The organism is Psychrobacter piscatorii, from assembly GCF_001444505.1.
GTDB classification, from domain to species: Bacteria; Pseudomonadota; Gammaproteobacteria; order Pseudomonadales; family Moraxellaceae; genus Psychrobacter; species Psychrobacter piscatorii_B.
In genome coordinates this window covers 1-22,211 of the sequence record NZ_LNDJ01000002.1, presented here as the reverse complement: position 1 = coordinate 22,211, position 22,211 = coordinate 1, and the positions used below count along the sequence as shown (strand labels likewise).

Below are 22,211 nucleotides of genomic sequence, written 5' to 3'. Positions count from 1 at the left end.
TGTAAGGATACATCTGGTCGATAGTCAGCAAATACCGACAATCATATTTGAGAATAAGAGAGAACACTCATGCAAAAGAATTGGACGATTAACGATTGGCAAAGCGGCTATTGCAACGGTCACATTCAGCTCAGCGACTTGCTGGAGTATGTGGCAAATATTGACAATGATAACAACGCTTGGATTGAGATTGCTACTCCTGAGCAACTTACCGCACAGATTGAAAGTATCGCGCCGCAAAACCCCAAAGATTTACCATTATACGGCATACCGTTTGCGGTAAAAGACAACATCGATGTGGCAGGATTTTATACCACGGCAGGATGTACCGCGCCTTTTTATTTGGCTGACAAAGACGCCCATGTGATTGCTAAGCTTAAAGCCGCAGGCGCTATCGTTATCGGTAAAACCAATCTTGACCAGTTCGCGACAGGATTGGTAGGTACACGCTCACCTTATGGGGCAGTGGCCAACAGTTTCAATTCTGAATATATTAGTGGCGGCTCAAGCTCAGGCTCCGCAGTAAGTGTTGCCAATGGCAATGTGCCTTTCGCTCTAGGTACAGATACAGCAGGTTCTGGACGTGTGCCTGCTGGGCACAACAATATCGTAGGTCTAAAGCCAACCAAAGGCTGGCTATCTAGTACGGGTCTCATTCCCGCTTGTCGCTTGCATGACGTTATCTCTATTTTCGCGCTTGGCGTTGATGATGCATGGCAAGTAGCTCAGGTGATGGAAGGCTATGATGCAGAGGATGATTATAGCCGTGTCCATCCTGCCACTACGCCAGCTGCCTTTAGTCTTGGCAAAGTCGCGATTCCTGATACTTTAGAGTTCTACGGTGATACCAAGTCAGAACAGGCTTTTGAGAGAGCCATCACGCAGCTACAGACGATGGGTTATGAGGTCGCGCTGATAGATTTTACGGTCTTTAATGAGTTGGCCGATGCACTCTATAACGACAGCTGGGTCAGTGAACGTACCTTTGCAGTCGAGCAGCTTGTGGCGCGTGATGAGCTGCTACCTATTACCCGTCAAATCATTAGCCAAGCCGATGATTATAGCGCCGTCGATGCGATGAGCGCTGAGTATACGCGCGCTGCACTCAGCCGCCAAATTCAGCAAGTGATGTCTGAATTTGATGCCTTAATGGTACCTACCGCACCGACTATCTATACCATCGATGCCGTCAATGCTGATCCATTAACCAAGAACAGTCACATGGGCGCGTATACCAATTTTGTGAATTTGGCTGACTTGTCGGCATTGGCTTTACCGAATGTGATTACTGATGACGGATTGCCGCGTGGCGTCACTTTTATCTCGATGGCTTGGCACGATGAAGCCTTGGCCAATTTTGGTCATCAGTGGCAAGCTGCCCTCAATATACCGATAGGAACATCTCAGCATCATTATCAAGCTGACACATCTCAAATAGAAACAGCTCAATCTGATAAATCGCCATCGCTTATACCGCTTAGTATCGTATTTTCTAATGATAGCAGTGTGGAATTAGCAGTGGTTGGGGCGCATTTGAGCGGTATGCCGCTCAACTATCAGCTGACCGATCGCGGCGGTGTGTTGTCCGAACAAACTCAAACGGCAGCGACCTATCAGCTGTTCGCCTTAGCAGGAGCAACACCTGCCAAGCCGGGACTTATGCGCCATAGCGACGGACGCGCCATCGAGGTAGAAGTCTGGCGTATTCCTACCGCAAGGTTTGGCGAAATCGTTAACGAGGTACCTGCGCCATTAGGTATCGGCAACGTTGAGCTGGCAGACGGTCGCTGGGTGAAAAGCTTTATTTGCGAACCATATGGTTTTGAAGGCAGTACCGATGTGACCCGATTTGGTGGCTGGAGGGCGTACATCGCCAAACAGTCTGAACCTATTGTTTAGAGCAGATAGTAGACGCACAAATTTACGCATGATCTAAAACAGCAGCGCTTGCGATGTCATTTTCCCTAATGGCATCGCAAACACTTATCAGCAGACACTCTCATAATGAGACTGTCTATATTCAAGGAGTAAGACTCATGAATCGACGCTTATTTACTTTTGCCATTCTCTCAAGCTTTATGCTATTTGGTTGTGACAATACTGCCACCGTATCTGCACCTGAAGGCGAGGCGACATCAGAAAAAGTCACTGCCGCAAATGATGATCCGATTTCTATCGGTTACAGTGATTGGCCTGGCTGGGTGGCTTGGCAGATTGCGATTGATAAAGGCTGGTTTGATGAAGCTGGTGTGAATGTTGAGTTTCAGTGGTTTGATTACTCGGCCTCGTTATCTGCTTTTGCCTCCAACCAATTAGACGCTATTTCTGTGACCAATGGTGACAACCTTGTCAACGCAGCGAGCGGTAGTGAAGGTATCATTATCTTGGTCAACGACTATTCGGCAGGTAATGATCAGATCATTGCAAAGCCCGGTATCACGAGCATAGCGGACCTAAAAGGTAAATCGATTGGGGTTGAAAAAGGCTTGGTTGATCATCTACTGCTCAATAGTGCGCTGACTGACAACGGCCTCACGGAAGCGGATGTGACACTAGTGAATGCCACCACCAACGAGCTGCCACAAGTCTTCACCAATGACAGTATTGATGCCGTTTCTATCTGGCAGCCCAATGCCAATCAAGCGCTAAAAAACGTACCGAGCGCAAAGGCTATCTATACCTCAGCGGACAAGCCGGGGCTTATTTATGACACTTTAGCGGTCAGTCCCGCCAGTTTATCTGCGCACAAAGCTGAATATGCCAAAATTATCCAAGTATGGGGCAAAGTCGTTAACTACATCAATGACCCCGCTACTAGAGACGATGCGATTAGCATTATGTCCAACAAGGTCAATGTTCCTGCTGAGCAATATAAAGACTTTTTGAATGGGACGAAGCTAATGAGTTTAGAAGACAACAAAAAGGTTTTTGAAAAGTCTGATGCGCTGAGCTCTATCTATGGCTCAAGCTATCACGTCAACCAGTTCAATATTGACAATCAGATTTATGATCAACAGCTAGATATCGATAAATTGATCTATCCCAACCTAATTACTCAGTAAGGTTAAGCGATATTTAATCTAGTAGTTACTGTGTCGTCATCATCATCTTAGAGGGTAGCTCATGAGTCATATCAATAAACATCTCACCAAGAAAACTAAACTTGGGCTCAATGTGCTCTCATTTTTGATTCCAATCTTATTATGGTGTGCGGTCAGCTATCTGCCTTTTATTTGGCATCCGCAAGTTGAAATCACTGAGGCAGGTGCGAGCACTTATCTACAAGAAGGCAGCCGCATTGATAGGTCGGTATTCTATCAAGAAGCGCAGGACGCGAGGGCATCTGATGCGCCACTGCCACAAGGCAAACTGGTCAACCCAATCTATCTGCCAGCGCCTGACGAGGTGGCCACAGCAATGTTTACCGCTTTTGTCACGCCGCCTGCGCAAGCGGATGGTCCGTGGTTACATGAGAGCCTTTGGCAAAGTATACGTACCGTATTTATTGCTTTTCTTCTCTCATCAATCGTTGGTATTCCACTAGGGCTAATTTGTGGGTTTTCTCAAAAAATCGCCCAGATCACGCAGCCATTTGTCGAGTTTTTTCGCTACCTGCCAGCACCTGCATTTGGCCCTTTAGCGGTCGCCATACTGGGTATTTACGATGGTCCTAAAATTGCCATCATTGTGATTGGGACTTTGTTTCAGCAGATTTTAATTATTGCTAATACCACCCGTACGATGGATCTTAGCTTGATTGAAGCGGGATATACCCTTGGTACTACCAAACTCAAAAGCTTCTTTTATGTGCTACTGCCTGCTGTACTGCCTGACGTCTATCGAGACTTGCGTGTGCTATTAGGCTGGGCATGGACGTATCTGATTGTCGCCGAGCTGATAGGGACGACCTCAGGCATCACATGGTTTATTGTGCAACAAGCCCGTTATCAGCAGTTCGATAATGTCTATGCAGGTATTCTTCTCATTGGGTTTATTGGGCTAGGGACAGATATTTTGTTGTACCAGCTTGGTAAAAAACTCTTCAAATGGAAAGCGAGTATTTAAATGATGACTAATAATATGACCGCTTCAGGCTCAGTAGACAGTGCTTCAATAAATAGTGCTTCAATAGACAAGGCTCACACTAGCTCTCACAGGACAACTGATGAGTATTTCAAAGCGCTCTACCAGCGAGACGTGGTGTTACAGGTAGATAAGCTGACGCAATCATTTGACCAAGGCGGCAGTAAAAAGGTAATCCTACAAGATGTCAGTTTGCAGATTCATGAGCGTGAGTTTGTTTGCGTGATTGGTCCATCAGGTTGTGGCAAGTCGACGTTAGGACGCATCATTGCAGGTTTGGACGCTTATCCAAGTGGCGAGGTAATCGTTGATAAAGAAGTGGTCAAAGGGCCGAGCGCTAGCCGTGGTATGGTCTTTCAGGGTTATACCTTATTTCCTTGGAAAACCGTCAAACAAAATGTCATGTTTGGTCCCATTATGGAAGGCCGTAGTAAGTCAAACGCCGAGCGTAGCGCCCGTGAATGGTTGGATATCGTGGGTCTGAGCAAATATGAAAACCATTACCCGCATCAGCTGTCAGGAGGCATGAAGCAACGTGTCGCTATTGCACGAGCGCTCATCAATGAACCCAAAGTACTCATCATGGATGAGCCCTTTGGCGCGCTTGATCCGTATACTCGCCAAAAGATGCAAAAGCATCTGCTGGATCTCTGGCGCAATATCGACATTACTATTGTGTTTATCACGCATGATATGGACGAGGCAGTGCTGCTCTCAGATCGCATTGTGGTATTAAAAGCCAATCCCGGTGAGGTGCAAGACATTATCGAAGTACCACTTGCACGGCCGCGTGCCCCTGATATTGTCACGGACAGCCGATTTTTGCAATTGAAAGCTCGTATCAACAATATCGTTCACAATCCGCAGCCACAGCCGGACTTCGATCCTGCTTTGGCTGAGATGCCAGATATTCCGCGTATGGTTCCTTTGGATAAAAAAGATCAGCAGGTCAATCATTGATATTAGCGGCTAAAAAAATCATATAGTTACTAATTATCATCGTTGTCAGTGATACCGTGCCACGGTTATGTATCCTCTTTATTGTGCATGACCGCGTCATGCGATATCAGCCTCACTTAGCAAGACGATTACCGATTATATTTGATTAACTGCTGCTGATAAATACGACTGCTGTTATACTCAGTAGCGTATTCATTTGCTTATCGACCTTTTTATGACTACCACCTCTTTTATTTTAACCAGCTACAACATTCACAAAGGCATGTCACCTCTGAACCGTCAGGTGAAAATGCAAGGCATTGCTCAAGCGCTAGAAACTGTGGGTGCGGATATATTGTGTCTACAAGAAGTGCAGGGACAAAACCTCAAACGTAATATGCAATACAATGAGTACCCTAATCAGTCTCAGCATGAGTGGTTTGGCGAGTTTTTAGATCTAGAAAATAGCTATGGCAAAAATTCAGAATACGAGAATGGTCATCACGGCAATGCCGTATTAAGCCGATTCCCATTAGACCCAAAACACAACGTCAATATTACTGTTAATAGGCTGGAGCAGCGCGGCGTCCTGCACTGTGAAGTGCAGCCTATCGGTTGGGAGCGGCCAGTCGTGGTGCTATGTGCGCATCTGAATTTATTTGAGCGCGATCGTATCAAGCAATATCAGGCCATCAGCGATTATGTAAAAAATGAGATTGCACCTGATCAACCGCTCATCTTGGCAGGCGATTTTAACGATTGGAAAAAAATGTCTTGCGACAAACTGGCTACCGAGCTTGGCATGATAGAAGCATTTAAACATTGTCATGGCAAACTGCTACCGACATTCCCAGCAAAACTGCCAGTGCTCAGTTTAGATCGTATCTATCTGCGTAATTTGGTCGTCAAAAACGCGTGGGTACATAGTGGAAAGCCATGGTCATCACTGTCGGATCATTTGCCGATTAGTGCAGAACTGATGCTGCCTTAATACTTTCTTAATATTTGGTGGTAACTTGCTCGGATGCACTGCCTTGATAATCTATCGAGACTAAAACATTTTTTTAGCAAAAATACTATCGACTAAAATCGTCCCTTATGAAATAGTCACCTAACGTAAGATAAATAGTAACCATGCCCTAATGAACAAAATATAAGGATATTCTGCAATGGCAACGCCAGCTACTAATGACAACAATCAGCAACCTCAACGCCCCAATACCCAGCACGCTGCGCTGATACGTGAATTCGGTGAACCAGAAGTAATGATATATCAGGATGGTGTCGATATCCCTGAATTACAGGACGATCAGGTATTGGTCAAAGTCGCCTACGCCGGTATCAACCCTGTCGATTATAAAACCCGCCAAGGCAAAGGCTGGGGCGCAGAAAATATACAAAAACAAAAATTCGATAACGACCAGCCTGCTATTTTAGGGTTTGACGTATCAGGTACAGTGGTTGATAGCAATAGCGATGAGTTCGCTATTGGAGATCGCGTTGCCGCCTTGACCTTTACTGGTGGTTGCTATGCGCAGTACGTGGCGGTAGACACCAAAATGCTGGCCAAAGTGCCAGAAAATGTCACATTAGAGCAAGCAGGGGCATTGCCGTGCATTGGGCAAACAGCGCTACAGTTTGTGGAATTTGCAGATATCAAAGAGGGTGAGCATGTCGTAATCAATGCACCAGCAGGCGGCGTCGGTCACTTATTAATACAGTTGTTAATGGACAAAGTGAGCCGTGATGATATCAAAGTCACAGTCATTTGCTCACCAGAAAAATGTGCCAAGCTCGGTGAGCTTATCGATACTGACAAGCTGGCAGGCTGGATCGATTATACCAAAGATGAGGATTTTCCTGATTTGCAAGCTGATGTATTGCTTGACTTGGTTGGCGATGATGCTGGCGTGCGCGCCCTGAGTGTGCTCAAATCGGGCGCGCGCGTGAATGTGTTGCCAACCATTTGGGTCGATAAACTCAAAGAAGCTGGCAAAGAGAAAAACCTAGAAGTATCAGGTTATAAAGCGCAGCGTAGTGGTGACGATATGGCGCGTGTTTTACAGCTCGTTGCTGATGGTCAATTAACCTTAAAAATCCAAAAAATCTATCCTTTATCAGAAGTGGTAGCCGCGCACCATGAGCTACAAAAGGGCGATGCATTCGGAAAAATTGTCCTTGCTGCTTCTGAATAAGGGGCGCTAACCAGTTTTTTAAAAATCATAGGATCCTTTACGTACTTCATAAAACTCTACAAGAATGGTGTCTCTGACAACACAACAGGCCTACTCTCTAATGTTGTCTGCTGTAGGATAGTGAGAGACACGCTGATAAATGAAGTAATAACAAAGGATGTTCTATGACTATGAATAAAGACATTGAAAATAAAGATACAGAGAATAAAAAAACAGACGAAAAAGTCACGGATCATGTCGCCTATGAAGCGCAAGTGCGTGAAGAAATAGAAGCATGGAAAAACCCTGATAAAGGCGTTTTGGACAAAGCTTTTGCGGTCCTTAATACGCCTATTGTCGCGGCAGGTGATGCATTAATGGATGTGCCGCAATTCGGCGATGCCTTAAAAAAAGCAACTGAGCAAACCATCAGTACTTTGAGTAATGCTGCCAATTGGACATTGAACATTCAAGACGTTATCGAGAGCTATCAAGAGGAGCCTGATATTGAAGGCTCGTCAATCAAGACGCTTTCTGATATTAAACATCTACCAATTGCGGTTGTCGATAAACAAGTCAAACTTCTTAAAAGTAAATATGTCGCGCTCACCAGTGCGCAAGGTGTGACGACAGGGGTGGTTGGCTGGGTAGGTATTCCTGCTGATATAGTGGGCCTTATCACTGCCAATCTACGCGCCATTGGAGAGTATGCGACTTGCTATGGCTTTGACATGAGTGATAAAAGCGAGCAGTTGTTTGCCATGTCTTTGTTGGCGGTGGCTACTTCTGCCTCTGCTGAAGCGCGCAAAGCAGCACTGGATGATACCCGTGCGATGATTAAAGATCCAGAAACGCAGACATTTAATCAGATTAATGAAGAGGTCATGTCGCGAGTACTCCGTCAAACAGCAACCAAAGTGGCCACCAATATGGTCAAAACGAAAGCCGCGCAAATCATTCCTGCGGTGGGTGCAGTAGTGGCAGGCGGTGTTAATGCCAACTATACGGCCAATGTCTGTGAAGCGGCGTATCAATGCTACCGTGAACGTTTTTTAGATCGCATTGCATAGGTAATCGTTTACTCAACCTGACCATGGCAGTTTTAGTTTGCAAGCATTTGACGAAATGTCAGGCTAATCCGTCCAGTATCGACTGTTTTTGTTTTCGTGATTGTATGCTTCCAAAAGCGCTGTGTGTCCCCATGCATGACGATTAATTGTCCAGACTCAAGATAAAGCGCGACTTTTTCTTGAGTTTTTTTGTGCTTAAAAACAAATTTGCGGGTGGCACCAAGGGAGAGAGACGCAATGATTGGTTGATGACCGAGCTCTTTTTCATCATCGGCATGATAGCCCATGCCATCAGTGCCAGTTGGATAATAGTTGAGCAAGCAGGTGTTGAAATGCGCTGCAATACCGATGTCTGCCAACGCTTTTTCTACATGTTGTTTCACATGGAGCACTATATCTGACCATGGTATTGTCTGTCGCGTGTGCCCTGAATACTGGTAATCTGCATCCGTGTCTCCCATCCAGACAATTTGGCGAGTCGTCACATGAGTTTTACCAAATAACGTCACTATATCCGATTGCCAAGGCAACCCATTTAGCAATGTATCGTATAGGGTATTGGCATCGTTTATGACTATGCCTAGATCGTTTACATTACCATCATAGGGCAATATATTATCTGTGGGTGCGGGCGCAAAAAGGTCAGTCATAGATCAATAGTTATCTCTCATTATTTGCTGCGTTGATAGTGCTCTTGAATGATCTGAGCACACAGTTTGGGCGCTTCCATTGGCAGCAGGTGACCATAGTCTATTAAGGAGATGATGCTGCTATCAGGCACAAATTTTTGCCATTGTTGTCGTACTTTATCATTGATGAATAAGGTAGGCTTACCGGTAATCAGCGTGTAAGGACAGCGCAGTTTTTTGAGTGCGGCATCGATATGAGGTGCGGCAAAATAATTGGCCAGCTCTTGCTCTGGAGCAAATATAAGCGTGTAGCTATCATCTGGGTTTTTGCTCGAGCTCTGTTCGGCAAATATCTGCAAGTGTTCATCACTGATTCGTCTATAAGCACGCTGCGCACGCAAGTTGTCATAATAAGCATCGACACTTGGCCACGTAGATTGCCGATTTACTGTGCTTTTGAAAGGCTCACGGCTCAGTAGGATAGAACGCGGTAACAGATTATACAAGGTGGCTTGATTTTTAGTGAACGTGACAGGCTCTATCAGATATAGCTGCGAAAACAGCTCTGGACGTTTGGCTGCTGCCATGGCTGTGGCGGTTGCGCCTTGTGAATGTCCGATACCGACGACAGGCTTATCTTGTGTTTTTTCTAAAAACTCAATAAGCAGGTCAGCATCTTGCTCACGCGTTAGACGACGGCTGTGCGGTTTGTCATACCAATAGCCACGCAGGGCAAGTGAGCTGATATCAAACTCAGTTGCCAGCTCATTTAGCAATGGCGTATAGGTACCAACGGTGAAACTATTACCACCATAAAAATGCGCGGGTGTGCGGCGATGGTTATCTGTTTGAACTGACTGATTGAGCTGGCTAAGATGATAGTAACGTGCTTTTTTACCATCAAGATTGATGCTGTTTGTAAATGCTTCCATAAAATAAACACTTCCTTGTGATTTATTTTGATAGGTCTTAGTTGTCTTCACCTAAAAACCCACCGCTTTGACGTTGCCATAATTTAGCATAGACGCCATCGCGTGCGAGCAGCGCCTCGTGACTGCCTTGTTCAATGATGCGCCCTTTGTCCATCACTACTAGTCGATCCAGTGCCGCAATGGTTGATAAACGGTGGGCAATGGCAATCACGGTTTTGCCAGTCATCATGTCGTTTAAGCTTTCAGTAATGGCAAATTCGATTTCAGAGTCAAGGGCACTCGTGGCTTCATCAAGCAGCAAAATTGGTGCGTTTTTCAGCATTACGCGGGAGATGGCGATACGCTGGCGCTGACCACCTGAGAGTTTGACGCCGCGCTCACCGACCTGGGTATCAAGGTCGGTGTTGCCTTTGTCATCGCTTAAGTCTTTGATAAAGTCCCATGCTTGGGCTTGCTTAGTGGCTTCAATAATTTCAGCATCGGTGGCATCTGGACGACCATAAGCAATGTTTTCACGGATGGTACGATGCAATAATGAGGTGTCTTGGGTCACCATACCAATTTGCTGGCGCAGTGACTCTTGAGTGACCTCATCAATTGCCTGTCCATCAATAAAGATTTTGCTACTATCGACATCAAAGAAGCGTAGTAGTAAATTCACCAAGGTTGATTTGCCAGCGCCTGAGCGTCCGACCAGACCGATTTTTTCACCTGGTTTGATGTCCAAATAAAAGTCATCTAGCAGCTTCACACGGTTGCTCGCCAGTGCGGTACCTGCAGTGTGCGCCTCATCGACGCGCGCGCCTTCATCATCGGCAGCGCTCATATCCTCTTCGTAACCAAAATCAATATGATCAAAGACAATACGACCATCAGTGACCGTTAGTGTTTGCGCATTAGGTTTATCGACGATTTTTTGCGGGGCTGATAGAGTACGCATACCATCTTGTACCGTACCAATACTCTCAAACAAACTGGTGGTCTGCCACATAATCCAGTGGGTCAAACCATTCAAACGCAGTGCCATAGCAGTCGCTGCGGCAATCGCACCAACACCAACATCACCTTGTTGCCACAAATATACACCGATAGCTGCAGTCGAGCCAATCAGAGTCACACTGATGGCATGGTTGACGACCTCAAGATAGCTGACCCAGCGCATCTGTGCGTGTACCGTACCCAAAAACTGATTCATCGCGTATTTGGCATAACCCAATTCGCGCTGCGAGTGGCTAAACAGCTTGACGGTCATGATATTGGCATAAGCATCGGTGATGCGCCCGGTCATCAACGCACGGGCATCCGCTTGGACAATGGCCGTACGTTTGAGGCGCGGAATAAAGTACCACATGGCAAGCCCAAACAGTACAAACCAAACCGCAAATGGAATGAGCAGCAAGCTGTCCAGATTAAATAAAATCACACCCGTGGTGACAAAATACACCACCACATACATCATCATATCGGTGATGGTCATCACTGTATCACGCACGGCCAATGCCGTTTGCATCACCTTTGCTGAGACACGTCCTGAAAACTCGTCTTGATAAAACTGCATCGATTGTCCGAGCATGCGGCGATGAAAACGCCAGCGCATTTGCATTGGAAACACGCCCTGAATGACCTGAAAATGTATCAAGGAGGACATGGCAATCCAAAAAGGACTGAGGATCAAGACGGCAAACATCAGCAGCAGCATATCTCTTTTTTCTGCCCACAACGTCTGCGGGGTATAAGCACCCAGCCAATCCACCAAGTTGCCAATCCATGCAAACAGCATGGCCTCATAGACCCCGACGCCAGCGGAGAGGATCATAAATAAGAACAGCCAGCCACGCAAACCATGCGTACAGGCCCACAAAAATCTCAATAACCCCTTACGAGGTAATGGCATAGGCGTTTCAGGAAAGGCAGGGAGACGGGATTCAAAAAAGCGAAATAGAGCGTTCATAGGCGGCAATAATACGTCAAACCAGAGCGGTTTTGAGTCGTTACTTATGTTAATAAAATAGCAGGGTATTTTATCAAAACTTGGCAATCAGGCGTGCAGTAAATTGTAATTTACCCATGCATAGTGCTTTTGGTTGATACGTTATTGCCAATAACACGCGTGGAAATACGGATAAATAGATTGCTGTCAAAAATATATTTTGCTACCTTCTAGACCGCAACTGGCTTAGTTGATCGAATGATGAGCGTTGTAATCATATTTTTTAATGAAATCAGTTGAATACAAAGCGGCTTACTTGATGCTGCGCCACCAGTGTACGGACAATAAATACCCAGTACTAGGGTTCAAAAGGTAGGCCTTAATGATGTATCTAACCATTGCGGTGCTGTGTAGCGTCGCTGTTTCAGTGCTTTTAAAAATACTACGCCAAAAGAAAATGGATATTCGTCAGACCATTGTCGCAGGTTATCCCGTCGCTTTTTTATTGACGTGGATTTTATTGAAGCCTGATGTCGGCGCCATAAATGCGCTAGACAGTGCTTGGGGCATCATCATCGCGCTTGGGATCTTGCTACCGGCCGTGTTTATCATTCTTGGACGTGCTATTGAGGCGGTGGGTATGGTGGCAACGGATGCCTCCCAGCGCTTATCATTGATTATTCCGATCATTGCCGCTTTTTTGCTATTTGGTGAGGTGCTGACAGGTACGCGTGTGCTGGGATTGGTGCTTGGATTTTTGGCGCTAGGAGCACTGGTTTATCGACCACAGCAGACAGATACCCCTAAGCAAACAAAATACACACCGCTGTGGTTATTCGGTGTATGGGCGGGTTACGGCATCATCGATATCTTGTTTAAGCAGGTTGCCAAGCAGGGTACTGCTTTTCCGTTGACACTGTTTGTGAGTTTTGGAGTCGCAGGTTTATTATTACTCGTCTATCTGCTCGTCACTCGGGTGCGCTGGCAGGCAGACGCCCTTGTCGCTGGATTGCTACTTGGCGCGCTGAATATGGGTAATATTTATGCTTATGTCAGAGCCCATCAAGTGCTCTCCGATTCACCCAGTATTGTGTTTACGGGGATGAACGTGGGTGTCATCGCAGTCGCCACATTGATCGGAGTGGGCGTGTTTAAAGAACGACTCAATCGCATCAATTTGGTGGGACTGCTACTCGCAGTATGCTGTGTGGGCGTCTTATTTTTGGCGTGAGATATGTTGTCCAAAGAAGGATACAGTAGAATTTTTAGCAAAGTTGTCACGTTTTCTATATAGGCATACTTATCATCCTATGATAAGGTCATCTACAAATAGCAGACCTTATATAGGTGATAGAAAGCTTGATTTATAATGTTTAATTTCACTCAATAAAAATAGGATGTACTTTCAATGGAATACGACAATCAGTTACAGCGCATAAAAGACGGTTCAGGGTTTATCGCTGCGCTCGACCAAAGTGGTGGCAGCACACCAAAGGCTTTAGAGAATTACGGCATCAGCGGCGATGAGTATGAGAATGATGAGGCCATGTTTGATTTGGTGCATGAGATGCGTGCCCGTATCATGACGTGCGACTGTTTTGACAATGAGCGTGTGCTTGGTGCGATCTTATTTGAAGATACCATGGAGCGCGACGTCAATGGTAAGTCGACCGCCAACTATTTGTGGGAAGACAAGCAAATCGTTCCATTCTTGAAAGTAGATAAAGGTTTGGCGGAGCAGATGAGCGGCGTCCAAGTCATGAAGCCGATGCCTAATCTAGACCTGTTGCTAGATAAAGCCAAGAACTATCCAGTATTTGGTACCAAGATGCGCTCAGTCATTTATGAGCCAAATGTCGATGGTATTGAGCTCGTTGTACAGCAGCAGTTTGATGTGGCAAAGCAAATCATCTCAAAAGGCTTGATGCCAATCGTTGAACCAGAGGTCAATATTGATAGTGCCCAAAAGCATGATTGCGAAGTGCTATTAAAAGCCAATATTTTGCGTAATCTGGAACGCTTAAATGACGAACAGCAAGTAATGCTCAAGCTGACATTGCCTGAGGAAGCAGGATTTTATCAGGAACTGGTTGACCATCCAAAAGTGCTCAAAGTCGTGGCGCTATCAGGCGGTTATAGCCGCACTGATGCGTGCGCGAAGCTCAAACAAAACCCCGGTATGATTGCCAGCTTCTCGCGCGCCTTTACCGAAGGGTTGAGTAAGCAGCAAAGCGACGAAGAGTTTGCCGATACCATTAATACGTCGATTGAGGAGATTTATCAGGCGTCGAAGGTTTGATATTACTAAATACATAAACTAAAAAAGCCCAAACCTGATAGTCAGGTTTGGGCTTTTTACTATAATAAAAAAGCTTATACCTCTTTATATAACTGGCGTCCTTCCTTGTTGTATTTTTCCATCATCTCAGCCATGCCTTGACGGACTTCTTCAGCACTGGCTTCGCCTACTTGTCCGACCAGTTCTGTATCGACTTTTTTGATCAAATGATCATCATCGCTTAAGTCGCCTGATTGCGGCGTCACTTTTTGGTTGGCGGCGTCTTTGTCCAGTCCTGCTGCATACTCACGCACGTTTTGCGTGATTTTCATGGAGCAAAACTTCGGACCACACATAGAGCAAAAGTGTGCCGATTTATGCGCATCTTTTGGCAACGTTTCATCGTGATATTCGCGCGCGGTATCAGGGTCGAGCGCCAGATTGAACTGATCATCCCAGCGGAATTCAAAGCGCGCTTTGGATAGCGCATTATCACGCGCCTGTGCACCAGGGTGACCTTTGGCAAGGTCGGCGGCGTGTGCAGCGATTTTATAGGTAATAATGCCGTCTTTGACGTCTTTTTTGTTTGGTAGCCCTAAGTGCTCTTTTGGTGTGACATAGCATAGCATCGCGGTACCAAACCAGCCAATCATCGCCGCACCAATCGCACTAGTAATGTGGTCATAACCCGGTGCGATGTCAGTCGTTAATGGGCCCAAGGTATAAAACGGCGCGTCAGCACACAGCTCAAGCTGCAAGTCCATGTTTTCTTTGATACGGTTCATCGCCACGTGTCCAGGGCCTTCAATCATGACCTGTACATCGTGCTCCCATGCCACTTTGGTCAATTCTCCAAGGGTGCGTAGCTCACCGAACTGCGCTTCATCATTGGCATCTTGCAAGCAGCCGGGGCGTAAGCCATCACCTAGACTGAACGCCACATCGTATTGCTTCATAATCTCGCAGATATCTTCAAAATGCGTGTATAAAAAGCTCTCTTTGTGATGCGCCAGACACCACTGTGCCATGATAGAGCCGCCGCGTGAGACGATACCCGTTAGGCGTTTTGCGGTGAGCGGTACATAGCGAAGCAGGACGCCGGCGTGAATGGTGAAGTAATCCACACCTTGCTCGGCTTGCTCGATCAACGTATCACGGAAGATTTCCCACGTCAGATCTTCAGCGACGCCATCTACTTTTTCTAAGGCTTGATAAATGGGTACGGTACCAATCGGCACAGGCGAGTTACGGATTAGCCATTCGCGGGTTTCGTGAATGTGATTGCCCGTGGACAAATCCATGATGGTATCCGCGCCCCAACGCGTGGCCCATGTCATTTTGGAGACTTCTTCATCAATCGATGAGCCGAGCGCTGAGTTGCCGATATTGGCATTGATTTTTACCAAAAAGTTGCGCCCGATAATCATTGGCTCAGATTCAGGGTGGTTGATGTTGTTGGGGATAATTGCGCGTCCAGCGGCTACTTCATCACGGACAAACTCAGGGGTGATAATTTTGGGCGTATTGGCACCAAAGCTCTCGCCATCATGTTGGCGCATGTCGGTCAGCTCATGCTGCTTTTGCGTCTCACGTATCGCGATATATTCCATCTCAGGGGTAATGATGCCGCGACGCGCGTAGTACATCTGCGTGACGTTTTTCCCTGCTTTGGCACGGCGCGGTTTGTCAATATGGGCAAACCTGAGGTTGGCAGTACTGATATCGCGAGCACGCGCTTGCCCGTACGAGCTAGACAGACCGCTTAGTTGCTCGGTATCACCGCGCTCAGCGATCCAGTTTTCACGCAGTTTGGGTAGACCGCGGGTCAGATCAATCTCGACATTGGGGTCAGTGTACACACCTGAAGTATCGTACACATAAAAAGGCGGATTGTGCTCGCCATCCTTATCACCCGTACCGCCAACAGGCGTATCCGCCAAGCTGATTTCACGCATGGGTACTTGGATGTCAGGTCGTGAGCCTTCGATATAGACTTTGCGCGAGGCGGGTAGGATACGGTGTAAGTCGCGCGCGTCTTCTTCAAAGCGTGCATCACTGGCGGCGCGGTGGGCAGGTGTCTTTAGCGCGTCGGCTTTTTTATCGGCTTTGGTGTCTGATACGAGAGGTATGTTATCGGCTGGGTTGTGCGTTTGGACTTGTGATGCCGCTGAGGCACTGTCAAAAGAGGCACTGTCAAAAGAGCTGCTGTTTGAAATAGTCATATGCTGTCCTAGCGTGTTGGTTTTTAAATAAAAGCAACACCGCCAGTAGCTGCGGGGCAAACACTCGTCATTCAGACAAATTTATATTATCAACACCTAACAGCGAGCAAAGAAATTGTCGCGGTTAATGGTCATCAAATAGTGGACGCCGCTTTCTATCTTCTCTCGTTATCTACGTATGCGACGTGCATCGTTAGACAATAGCGATGATAAAAAGGTATTTCTACGCGTCCGTTGTCATCAATAACAACGTGCTTAAGACTTCCCTGCGTCGGTACTAACCGCATCAGGTTCGGCGGGTGATCTCTCAGCGAATGTAGATAGGTGGCTACTTTTATCAATGTTTAACTATAAACGTTTAATAAAGTAGGCCAATGCTACACCGCACCCCGAGTCTGTCAGTGTTGTAAATCTTCTTCATACTAACAAAATTCTACGTTAACGGCTAATGGAATTTGGATGAAAATATCAGGCGCTTATTTTGCTATTTAGCATGGATACAAAGAACAGGAGCTATTGATAATAATTAAAATTCCTTGATATTACTGATACTTATAGGCGATGGCTAAATATTGTGTAAAGCGAATGCAGGATTTGAGAGGTTGTCATTAAACTGTCATAAAGATTTGGCAAGATAACGCTCATATCACAAACAATGCTTTTTTATATCGTTGTTAAATTTCAGGAGTCCTACATGCGTTATTCGTTATTAGCAGTGGCCGTTAGTTGTACATTAATGCTTACGGCGTGTAATAAGTCAACAGAGACGGCAGAACCAGCTGCTGATACGACCAGTAGCGCCGCTACCACGGCTGAAACCACCACTCAGACTCAGGCAACGCCTTCTGCTGACACGGGTTTCAAATCTGCTGAAGACATCGCCATGAATATCACAGGTGCAGGCGCATCATTCCCGCAGCCGATCTATGCCAAATGGTCTTATGACTATAACGCTGCCACAGGTGGCCAAGTCAACTATCAATCTATTGGTTCATCTGGTGGTATCAAACAAATCCAATCAAAAACCGTCGATTTTGGTGCTTCTGACGCGCCATTGACACCTGAAGAGCTTGAAGAGTCTGGTCTTATCCAGTTCCCAACCGTGATTGGTGGCGTTGTGCCAATCGTTAACATTGATGGCGTTGAGCCAGGTCAGTTAAAGCTAGATGGTGAAACCTTAGCCAATATCTATCTGGGTAAAATCAATAACTGGAATGATCCTGCGATCAAAGCCATGAACCCAGATTTGACTTTGCCAGATGCCGCCATCACCACAGTATTCCGCTCAGACGGTTCAGGTACGACTTTTAACTTTACCGATTATCTCGCCAAGGTATCACCAGATTGGAAAGACAGCGTTGGTGTTGATAAAACCGTTAAGTGGCCAACCTCTGCGACTGGTGCAGGTGGTAAAGGTAATGAGGGCGTCTCAAGCTACGTCAACCGCATGAAAAATTCTATCGGCTATGTGGAGTATGCCTACGCCAAGCAAAACAACATGTCACATGCCGCGCTTAAAAATGCCGCGGGCAATATCGTGCAGCCATCTGCTGAAACCTTTGCCGCCGCTGGTGACATCGATTGGTCACAACAAGAAGGCTTTTATAAAGTCATCACCAACTCTGAGACGGATCAAGCATGGCCAATCGCTGCTGCTACTTTCATCTTAGTACACAAGCAACCAGAGAATCCTCAGCAAGTCGCTGGCGTGTTGAACTTCTTTGACTGGGCGTATACCCAAGGTGATGATGATGCCATGGCGCTAGATTATGTCCCATTCTCTGATACAGCAGTGGCTCTATTCAAAGAGAAATGGAATGAGGTCAAAGGTAGCGATGGACAGCCTGTTTATAAGCCAGCGCAATAAACGATCTGTACAAGCTGCTGCTTAATGACTTTTTGATTTCCTCTTAAGCCACTATTCTCCGGTAGTGGTTTGAGAGGTTTTATCACAGCAAATTTGACCAAAACACTAATCGCTATGTTTCACGATAACCATTAGTACGGATACAAGTTGCGTTTGCTGTCATAAAACGAAATGAACCCCCTGGTTTTTTGAATTCACCCATTCAATGCTGAGACACTTATGACAGACTTAAGGTCCCAACTGGCTAAACAAAAACGTTACGACGCTTTATTTGTCAACTCTACCAAAGCGTTTGCCATACTCGTCCTCCTATCGTTAGGGGGCATTTTGGTGTCTCTGATTGTTGGGGCGTGGCCGAGTATCCAAGAGTTTGGTCTGGGGTTTTATACCAGTAATAATTGGGATACGGTTGCCAATGAGTACGGGGCGCTCGCGCCTATTTATGGCACCTTGGTGACGTCATTTATCGCGATTGTTATCGCTGTACCAGTCAGTTTTGGTATTGCGATATTTTTGACCGAAATGTGTCCAAAGTTCCTTAAAAAACCCCTTGGTATTGCGATTGAGCTGTTGGCAGGTATTCCTTCTATCATTTATGGTATGTGGGGCTTGTTTGTCTTTGCGCCTTTCTTTGGTGAGCACATTCAGCCATGGTTTATTGAGCATGTTGGCCCGCTACCGATCATCGGTAAGCTGTTTACAGGCGCACCCATGGGACTAGGGATGTTTACCGCGTCCTTGGTACTTGCCATCATGATTATCCCTTTTATCGCCGCCACCATGCGTGATGTTTTCTCTGTGGTGCCAGATCTACTCAAAGAGTCGGCCTACGGTATGGGTGCGACGACGTGGGAAGTGATGTTCAAGATTATCCTGCCTTATACCAAAGCGGGTGTCGTTGGTGGCGTGATTTTGGGACTTGGTCGTGCGCTCGGTGAAACCATGGCAGTGACTTTCTTGATCGGTAATGCGTTCAATATCAGCCCAAGTCTATTTACTTCTGGTGTAACCATCACCTCAGCATTGGCCAACGAGTTTGCCGAAGCGTCAAGTGAGCTGCATCTAGCGTCTTTACTGCATCTGGGCTTAATCTTGTTTATCATCACCTTCATCGTGCTGTCGTTGGCCAAACTGATGCTCATGCGCATGGATCACAAAGCAGGTAACCGATAAGCCTAAGCATAGTTATTGGATCTCGATTGATATTGATAAAAGATATGGGAAATAAATAGTATGGCTGCTAACAATGCGATGAATGCGTCCATGACCACCAAGCCAGGCAGCGTGGGGCGTTATAACAAGAGTCTGTACAACAAACGTCGCTGGATGAATAAGCTGGGTTTGGGGTTTGCCATGTCAGCCATGGTGTTTGGCTTATTTTGGTTATCATGGATCTTGGTGACGCTGTTTATTGAAGGCTTTCAAGGTATGGTGCAGCTGCCAATTTTTACCGCTGATACGCCGCCGCCGATGAGCTCAGGTGGTTTGCGCAATGCGATCGTCGGTTCGGTGATGCTGGCATTTTCAGGATTATTCATTGGTGCGCCTATTGGCCTGATGACTGGTATTTATTTATCTGAATTCTCTAAAGGCAGCATGCTTGGCAAAGTGACCCGTTTTTTGAACGATATTTTATTATCGGCACCATCCATTGTCATTGGTCTGTTTATATATGCTTTAATGGTCAAAGGTCAAAATTTCTCTGGTTGGGCAGGCGCATTGGCATTGGCATTGATCGTCATTCCAGTCGTCGTACGTACCACAGAGAATATGCTGAATCTGGTGCCCAATAGCTTACGCGAAGCGGCTTATGCACTTGGCACGCCCAAGTGGAAAATGGTGACGCAAGTGACTATCAAAGCTGCCAAAGCGGGACTGACGACAGGGGTGCTTTTGGCTTTTGCTCGTATCACTGGTGAGACGGCGCCATTGCTATTTACCGCCCTCAATAATCAGTATTTCAGTACCGATATGGGTCAGCCAATTGCCAACTTACCCAATACCATCTATCAGTTTGCGATGAGTCCTTATGATAACTGGCACACACTGGCATGGGCAGCCGCGCTGCTGATCACAGCGTCTGTCTTGGTATTGAATATTTTGGCAAGATTTATTGGCAATCGCGGTCAGGTCAAATAAAGACAGATATCGCTGCAAAGATACCAAGCATTTACTTATATTTATACGAAATACACTAAGCTAGGTTGGATAATATTATGAATGATGTCGTAAGCAAAGCCCGCACAGAAACAACGGCTGATCGCTTTAACAGTACAACAGACAGCTTGTTAAATAGAACCGCGTCTCATAGTGCGCAATCGCAGCAACCCAATACTGCTGACTTCACCAAGCAAAGTATTCATGATATGCCCAAAAACATGCCCAAAGCAAAAATGGAAGTCCGCGATCTCAACTTTTACTACGATGATTTTCAGGCATTAAAAAACATCAATATCGATATCGCAGAAAAGAAAGTAACGGCGTTCATTGGTCCGTCAGGTTGCGGCAAATCGACGCTGCTACGTACCTTTAACCGCATGTATGATCTCTATCCAGGGATGCGTGCAGAGGGTGCTATCAATCTTGATGGGCGCAATATTTTGGGCAAAGACATCGATGTCAATTTGCTACGCGCGCAGGTCGGTATGGTATTTCAAAAGCCAACCCCGTTTCCCATGTCGATCTATGACAATGTTGCCTTTGGTGTCAAACTCTATGAGAAGCTCAGCAAAAGCGAAGTGGATGAGCGCGTGGAGTGGGCACTAAAAAAATCAGCACTGTGGCCAGAAGTGAAAGACAAACTAAAAGCATCCGGCCTGTCGCTATCAGGTGGTCAGCAGCAGCGTCTGTGTATTGCCCGTAGTGTCGCAACCAAGCCTGAAGTATTGCTGCTCGATGAGCCAACGTCTGCGCTTGACCCTATCTCGACGGGCGCTATCGAAGATCTGATAGAAGATCTCAAAAACGACTATACCATCGCCATTGTTACCCACAACATGCAGCAAGCGGCGCGGGTATCAGACTATACCGTCTATATGTATCTAGGCGATATGATCGAGATGGGTGAGACTGATCAGATCTTTACCAAACCTACCCAAACTGCGACAGAAGATTATATTACTGGTCGCTATGGCTAGGGCCGATTAATTAGTACTGAAGAGCTAATACTGAAGTTGGGTCGTTTCACTCAACCAGCATATCGCGCTACTAAAATATAGATTTCAGGGAATACCTCTTATGCAAAGTGACAAGCATATCTCCAAAAGTTTTGACCAAGATCTTGATGAAGCCATCCGTTTGTTCTTATACATGGGTGATAGTGCTGCCAACCAAGTGGCCAAAGCGATTCATGCACTTATTGATAGAGACGAGACACTGGCGCAAGAGGTCATCGAGATGGATTTTGATATCAACCGCATGGAGGTTGAGCTCGATGAACATATTTTATTGTTGGTTGCTAAGCGTCAACCTGCCGCAGGAGATTTGCGTCTGGTTATGTCGATCAGTAAAGGCGTGGTAGATTTGGAGCGTATTGGCGATGAAGCCGTAAAAATCGCGAAAATGGCCAGCAGAATCGCGGCACAAGGCAAATCGTCTTACGGCTATGCTGAGGTACAGCATTTGAGCAATCAGGTAAGACTGATGCTTAACAACGCACTAGAAGCCTTTAGTCAATCGAATGCTGAGCAAGCGTTTGAGGTCATGCGCAATGACAGTGTGGTCAATAATGAATATCAATCTGCTATCCGAGCATTGATGACCTATATCATGGAAGACTCAAGACAAGTCTCAAAGGTTATCAATATCATGTGGATTTTGCGCTCGCTTGAACGCATCGGTGATCATGCGCAAAACGTGGCCGAGCTGGTCATCAACTATATCAGTGGTCAAGATGTACGCCATTCAGACTACGCCATGGTCGAAAAAGCAGTGCAAGAAGCCAATGATCGTCTGGCTGCTCGTCAAGTGAGCACGATGTCAGTCGACGACTACGAAGCTTTAGAAAGTAATGACGACTAATAACGCAAGCAAAATAGTCTTCTTACGTAAAAAACGCGCTTACGGTGTAATGGACAAAATTCATGCT

General features: G+C 46.2%; 18 protein-coding genes and 1 riboswitch. Of the genes, 14 read left to right on the top strand and 4 right to left on the bottom strand.

From position 1 onward, the window contains the following. The first annotated feature begins 69 nt into the window (after window positions 1-69). The 7 genes from atzF to AS194_RS00740 all read left to right on the top strand — a co-directional run bounded on the left by atzF (window position 70) and on the right by AS194_RS00740 (window position 8,266). Window positions 70-1,899, top strand: coding sequence for an allophanate hydrolase (atzF, locus tag AS194_RS00770; RefSeq protein WP_058023594.1), 1,830 nt, complete (start codon window positions 70-72; stop codon window positions 1,897-1,899). Between the two features lie 137 nt (window positions 1,900-2,036). Beyond that, window positions 2,037-3,062 carry an ABC transporter substrate-binding protein gene (locus tag AS194_RS00765; RefSeq protein ID WP_058023593.1) on the top strand — a complete coding sequence of 342 codons (1,026 nt, stop codon included), beginning with the start codon at window positions 2,037-2,039 and terminating at the stop codon, window positions 3,060-3,062. Between the two features lie 61 nt (window positions 3,063-3,123). Then, window positions 3,124-4,065 (top strand): ABC transporter permease, encoded by a 942-nt coding sequence (locus AS194_RS00760; RefSeq protein ID WP_058023592.1) that lies wholly within the window; start codon window positions 3,124-3,126, stop codon window positions 4,063-4,065. Next, entirely contained in the window at window positions 4,066-5,043 is a 978-nt protein-coding gene (locus AS194_RS00755; RefSeq protein ID WP_227511547.1) for an ABC transporter ATP-binding protein, read from the top strand. It begins immediately after the preceding gene. 214 nt (window positions 5,044-5,257) lie between these two features. Next, on the top strand, window positions 5,258-6,013 hold the full coding sequence (locus AS194_RS00750) for an endonuclease/exonuclease/phosphatase family protein (RefSeq protein ID WP_058023591.1): 756 nt from the start codon (window positions 5,258-5,260) through the stop codon (window positions 6,011-6,013). A gap of 178 nt (window positions 6,014-6,191) precedes the next feature. After that, window positions 6,192-7,217, top strand: a complete 1,026-nt coding sequence (locus AS194_RS00745) for an NADP-dependent oxidoreductase (RefSeq protein ID WP_058023590.1) — start codon at window positions 6,192-6,194, stop codon at window positions 7,215-7,217. Window positions 7,218-7,381: 164 nt separating this feature from the next. Next, entirely contained in the window at window positions 7,382-8,266 is an 885-nt protein-coding gene (locus tag AS194_RS00740) for an EcsC family protein (protein WP_058023589.1), read from the top strand. 32 nt (window positions 8,267-8,298) lie between these two features. Here AS194_RS00740 and AS194_RS00735 read toward each other — a convergent pair whose 3' ends face one another. Genes AS194_RS00735 through AS194_RS00725 form a run of 3 tightly spaced genes read right to left on the bottom strand, consistent with a single transcriptional unit; the run spans window position 8,299 to window position 11,778 of the window. Continuing rightward, entirely contained in the window at window positions 8,299-8,916 is a 618-nt protein-coding gene (locus AS194_RS00735; RefSeq protein WP_058023588.1) for an alpha-ketoglutarate-dependent dioxygenase AlkB family protein, read from the bottom strand. Window positions 8,917-8,936: 20 nt separating this feature from the next. Beyond that, window positions 8,937-9,827: an alpha/beta fold hydrolase gene (locus AS194_RS00730; protein WP_058023587.1), complete on the bottom strand. Its 891-nt coding sequence runs from the start codon at window positions 9,825-9,827 to the stop codon at window positions 8,937-8,939. A 37-nt stretch (window positions 9,828-9,864) separates the two neighbouring features. Further along, a complete protein-coding gene (locus AS194_RS00725) occupies window positions 9,865-11,778 on the bottom strand; it encodes an ABC transporter ATP-binding protein (protein ID WP_058023586.1) in 1,914 nt (637 codons plus the stop codon). 361 nt (window positions 11,779-12,139) lie between these two features. Here AS194_RS00725 and AS194_RS00720 point away from each other — a divergent pair, with 361 nt between their 5' ends. Continuing rightward, on the top strand, window positions 12,140-12,988 hold the full coding sequence (locus tag AS194_RS00720; RefSeq protein ID WP_058023585.1) for a hypothetical protein: 849 nt from the start codon (window positions 12,140-12,142) through the stop codon (window positions 12,986-12,988). Window positions 12,989-13,165: 177 nt separating this feature from the next. Beyond that, the gene (locus tag AS194_RS00715; RefSeq protein ID WP_058023584.1) at window positions 13,166-14,056 is read left to right on the top strand and encodes a fructose bisphosphate aldolase; all 891 of its coding nucleotides are present in this window, start codon (window positions 13,166-13,168) and stop codon (window positions 14,054-14,056) included. Between the two features lie 74 nt (window positions 14,057-14,130). On the opposite strand, the gene thiC is transcribed toward AS194_RS00715, so the two are convergent. Next, entirely contained in the window at window positions 14,131-16,257 is a 2,127-nt protein-coding gene (gene thiC, locus AS194_RS00710; protein WP_227511546.1) for a phosphomethylpyrimidine synthase ThiC, read from the bottom strand. A 246-nt stretch (window positions 16,258-16,503) separates the two neighbouring features. Then, a riboswitch (TPP riboswitch) is annotated at window positions 16,504-16,659 on the bottom strand. Window positions 16,660-16,951: 292 nt separating this feature from the next. On the opposite strand from thiC, the gene pstS reads away from it, so the two are divergent. From pstS to phoU, 5 genes are all read left to right on the top strand, one after another. Continuing rightward, complete coding sequence (pstS, locus tag AS194_RS00705; protein WP_058023583.1) at window positions 16,952-18,124, top strand: phosphate ABC transporter substrate-binding protein PstS; 1,173 nt, start codon at window positions 16,952-16,954, stop codon at window positions 18,122-18,124. Between the two features lie 219 nt (window positions 18,125-18,343). Further along, the gene (gene pstC, locus AS194_RS00700; protein ID WP_058023582.1) at window positions 18,344-19,297 is read left to right on the top strand and encodes a phosphate ABC transporter permease subunit PstC; all 954 of its coding nucleotides are present in this window, start codon (window positions 18,344-18,346) and stop codon (window positions 19,295-19,297) included. Window positions 19,298-19,450: 153 nt separating this feature from the next. After that, window positions 19,451-20,263, top strand: a complete 813-nt coding sequence (pstA, locus tag AS194_RS00695; RefSeq protein WP_413771700.1) for a phosphate ABC transporter permease PstA — start codon at window positions 19,451-19,453, stop codon at window positions 20,261-20,263. A gap of 77 nt (window positions 20,264-20,340) precedes the next feature. Further along, window positions 20,341-21,261, top strand: coding sequence for a phosphate ABC transporter ATP-binding protein PstB (gene pstB / locus AS194_RS00690; protein ID WP_058023581.1), 921 nt, complete (start codon window positions 20,341-20,343; stop codon window positions 21,259-21,261). A gap of 100 nt (window positions 21,262-21,361) precedes the next feature. Beyond that, complete coding sequence (gene phoU, locus AS194_RS00685) at window positions 21,362-22,144, top strand: phosphate signaling complex protein PhoU (RefSeq protein WP_058023580.1); 783 nt, start codon at window positions 21,362-21,364, stop codon at window positions 22,142-22,144. The last annotated feature ends 67 nt before the right edge of the window (window positions 22,145-22,211 follow it).

Coding starts and splice junctions, on each gene's coding strand:
- AS194_RS00765 (WP_058023593.1), top strand. CDS start 2,037: ATGAATCGACGCTTATTTACTTTTGCCATTCTCTCAAGCTTTATGCTA.
- AS194_RS00745 (WP_058023590.1), top strand. CDS start 6,192: ATGGCAACGCCAGCTACTAATGACAACAATCAGCAACCTCAACGCCCC.
- AS194_RS00735 (WP_058023588.1), bottom strand. CDS start 8,916: ATGACTGACCTTTTTGCGCCCGCACCCACAGATAATATATTGCCCTAT.
- pstS (WP_058023583.1), top strand. CDS start 16,952: ATGCGTTATTCGTTATTAGCAGTGGCCGTTAGTTGTACATTAATGCTT.
- AS194_RS00725 (WP_058023586.1), bottom strand. CDS start 11,778: ATGAACGCTCTATTTCGCTTTTTTGAATCCCGTCTCCCTGCCTTTCCT.
- AS194_RS00730 (WP_058023587.1), bottom strand. CDS start 9,827: ATGGAAGCATTTACAAACAGCATCAATCTTGATGGTAAAAAAGCACGT.
- AS194_RS00750 (WP_058023591.1), top strand. CDS start 5,258: ATGACTACCACCTCTTTTATTTTAACCAGCTACAACATTCACAAAGGC.
- AS194_RS00740 (WP_058023589.1), top strand. CDS start 7,382: ATGACTATGAATAAAGACATTGAAAATAAAGATACAGAGAATAAAAAA.
- thiC (WP_227511546.1), bottom strand. CDS start 16,257: ATGACTATTTCAAACAGCAGCTCTTTTGACAGTGCCTCTTTTGACAGT.
- pstC (WP_058023582.1), top strand. CDS start 18,344: ATGACAGACTTAAGGTCCCAACTGGCTAAACAAAAACGTTACGACGCT.
- AS194_RS00720 (WP_058023585.1), top strand. CDS start 12,140: ATGATGTATCTAACCATTGCGGTGCTGTGTAGCGTCGCTGTTTCAGTG.
- pstA (WP_413771700.1), top strand. CDS start 19,451: ATGAATAAGCTGGGTTTGGGGTTTGCCATGTCAGCCATGGTGTTTGGC.
- AS194_RS00715 (WP_058023584.1), top strand. CDS start 13,166: ATGGAATACGACAATCAGTTACAGCGCATAAAAGACGGTTCAGGGTTT.
- pstB (WP_058023581.1), top strand. CDS start 20,341: ATGAATGATGTCGTAAGCAAAGCCCGCACAGAAACAACGGCTGATCGC.
- atzF (WP_058023594.1), top strand. CDS start 70: ATGCAAAAGAATTGGACGATTAACGATTGGCAAAGCGGCTATTGCAAC.
- AS194_RS00755 (WP_227511547.1), top strand. CDS start 4,066: ATGATGACTAATAATATGACCGCTTCAGGCTCAGTAGACAGTGCTTCA.
- phoU (WP_058023580.1), top strand. CDS start 21,362: ATGCAAAGTGACAAGCATATCTCCAAAAGTTTTGACCAAGATCTTGAT.
- AS194_RS00760 (WP_058023592.1), top strand. CDS start 3,124: ATGAGTCATATCAATAAACATCTCACCAAGAAAACTAAACTTGGGCTC.